3 protein-coding genes and 1 pseudogene are annotated in these 2,207 nt (G+C 47.2%); 3 read left to right on the forward strand and 1 reads right to left on the reverse strand.

Features of this window, described 5'->3' with window-relative positions:
• Positions 1 to 264: 264 nt before the first annotated feature.
• The 3 genes and pseudogenes from AC9UEP_RS05855 (at position 265) to AC9UEP_RS05865 (ending at position 1,545) form a co-directional block, all read left to right on the forward strand.
• Positions 265 to 846 (forward strand): annotated as a pseudogene (locus AC9UEP_RS05855) (fumarylacetoacetate hydrolase family protein).
• Positions 847 to 909: 63 nt separating this feature from the next.
• On the forward strand, positions 910 to 1,251 hold the full coding sequence (locus tag AC9UEP_RS05860; RefSeq protein ID WP_509545040.1) for a type II toxin-antitoxin system Phd/YefM family antitoxin: 342 nt from the start codon (positions 910 to 912) through the stop codon (positions 1,249 to 1,251).
• Between the two features lie 18 nt (positions 1,252 to 1,269).
• Positions 1,270 to 1,545 carry a Txe/YoeB family addiction module toxin gene (locus AC9UEP_RS05865; RefSeq protein WP_509545043.1) on the forward strand — a complete coding sequence of 92 codons (276 nt, stop codon included), beginning with the start codon at positions 1,270 to 1,272 and terminating at the stop codon, positions 1,543 to 1,545.
• A gap of 3 nt (positions 1,546 to 1,548) precedes the next feature.
• Here AC9UEP_RS05865 and AC9UEP_RS05870 read toward each other — a convergent pair whose 3' ends face one another.
• A complete protein-coding gene (locus AC9UEP_RS05870; RefSeq protein WP_509545046.1) occupies positions 1,549 to 2,100 on the reverse strand; it encodes a DUF4287 domain-containing protein in 552 nt (183 codons plus the stop codon).
• Between the last annotated feature and the right edge of the window lie 107 nt (positions 2,101 to 2,207).

The following is a 2,207-nucleotide window of genomic DNA, read 5'->3' on the forward strand; positions in this document are numbered from 1 at the left end:
GAGTAAAAGTGTGAAGATCGCAAGATTTGGTAAATTTGGTGCAGAGCGCCCAGCGATAACAAGGCTGTCTATGTCGATTCTCTGATTAAAGATTGGAATCGAGATGAGCTGGAAGCAGGAGCGCTTAAAAAAGTGCGCTCAGCAGATCTCTCCCTCCTAGAGTCATTTGATATTGCAGGCCTGCGTATTGGCAGCCCAGTAGCACGCCCCACCAAGCTCATCTGCATTGGACTTAACTATGCGCGTCATGCCGCTGAATCAGGAATGACACCACCACCAGAGCCTGTTGTCTTTATGAAGGCGCCAGATTGTTTAGTAGGACCCAATGACGACATCGTCATTCCACCGAATTCAACTGCTACTGATTACGAAGTAGAACTTGCCATTGTGATTGGAAAGCGCGCACTGTATTTAAAGAGTGAAAGCGAAGCTCGCGACTACATTCTTGGATACTCCATAGGTCAAGATGTCAGCGAACGCCACTGACAAATTGAGCGGGCCGGACAATGGGTTAAGGGTAAATCGTTTCCCACCTATAACCCGATGGGGCCTGTCATTGTTACTGGCGATGAGTTCGAACCCGATGATGTGCGGGTGTATTGCACTATCGACGGCGAGAAGCGCCAAGATTCACGCACTAGCGATCTAATTTACGGAATCAGTCACATTGTTTGGTATGTCAGCCAATTTATGGAGCTACATCCAGGAGATATCATCAACACTGGAACTCCAGAAGGTGTGGGATTTGGCTTTAAGCCACCTAAGTACCTACGTGCAGGCCAAGAAGTGATTACCGGCATTGAGGGCATTGGTGAAATTTGCTCAAAGACTGTGGCGCACAGCTAAACCCTTTCTCGTACAATATCTCGTACAAGGTGCTACAGTGGCTCATCTATTCAAGGAGCACACATGATTATCTCTGCATCCAAAGCACGCGAAAAGCTCTTCCCGCTCATTGAGCAGGTAAATCTCGATCATGACAGCGTCACTATTACATCCAATAACGGCAATGCAGTGTTGGTCTCAGAAAGTCAATGGGAGTCAATGCTAGAAACCGCCTTCTTGCTGCGCACGGCAGCTAACCGCAAGAGCCTTGAAAAATCTTTAACCGAGTTAGCGGCAGGCAAAGGAAAGACGGTGAAATATAAGAAAGGTCACGTTCTGGAGCAGATTCTTGAACTGACAACGCCAGCCGGAACCATTTCAAAGAAATCCACAAAGAAGCGTCCGACTTCGAAATCTCGCGCGTAATTTAGTCAGAGTATGCCCATGGCATCAACCCCGCGCCTTACCAAGATCACTTACACCCCACAGGCGCTAGCTGACCTCGCCTACTGGAAGCGCGAGAACTCGGAAAGATTAGTCAAGATAGCAGCGCTAATCGAAGATGCCATGAAAGATCCCACATCGGGAATCGGAAAACCTAAGCAATTGAAATATAGCCTTGAGGAGCAGTGGTCCAGGCGGATTACTGAAGATCACAGACTTGTTTATTCTTTTACTCGAGACACCCTGCAAATAATCCAGGCACGCCACCATTATTAATTACTAAAGCTGCGAAACTCGAACCTTTGCAATAGCTATCAATAACTTGGCATCGACATCCCAATCAACGGGAACCTGAATCGTCTTCTTATTTACTTTGTATTCTGTGAGCTTAGGTGCGAACTTAGCGATGATTCCATCACCCCACGGACCAATTAGAAGATGGTTTTTCAATACTGAAACACCCAGAATGTAATCTTCGCCTAACTTAAGCATTGGGTGATTCCAGGCAATGACGACTTTCATTTCGGGGTATTTCACCTGTATTGCTTTAAAGATTGCCTTCACTGTCTTCTTCTTCACCGCATCGTGCGGCTCGAGATAACTTGTCAGAGTGGTAAACCGCTTTGAAGTACTCGAACCTCGGTGTGACATCACCACTGCATTGGCGTGTGCCTGACTAAAGCCATGCTCTTGCCGCAAGTAGGCAATCTGGGCTGGATATTTATCTGCATCCAGATCTTTAAGGCGCGCAAACCAATAAGACATCGGCTGTCCATACTTCTTCTCTATTGCAGGAAAGAAGGCGGAGCGATCCCCGCTTTGTGTGGCCATAAGTGAATTCTAACGCTGCGACTTATGCCGATCAGCCATCATATCCATGAGCGCAAAGAGCACTCCGGAGACAACGAATGTCATATGAATACCAATGCGCCATCCTT

The organism is Candidatus Planktophila sp., assembly GCF_040402315.1.
Classification (GTDB): Bacteria; Actinomycetota; Actinomycetes; order Nanopelagicales; family Nanopelagicaceae; genus Planktophila.

Excerpts from the sequence above, each read along its gene's own strand:
- AC9UEP_RS05860 (WP_509545040.1), top strand. The coding sequence starts at position 910 with ATGATTATCTCTGCATCCAAAGCACGCGAAAAGCTCTTCCCGCTCATT.
- AC9UEP_RS05865 (WP_509545043.1), top strand. The coding sequence starts at position 1,270 with ATGGCATCAACCCCGCGCCTTACCAAGATCACTTACACCCCACAGGCG.
- AC9UEP_RS05870 (WP_509545046.1), bottom strand. The coding sequence starts at position 2,100 with ATGGCCACACAAAGCGGGGATCGCTCCGCCTTCTTTCCTGCAATAGAG.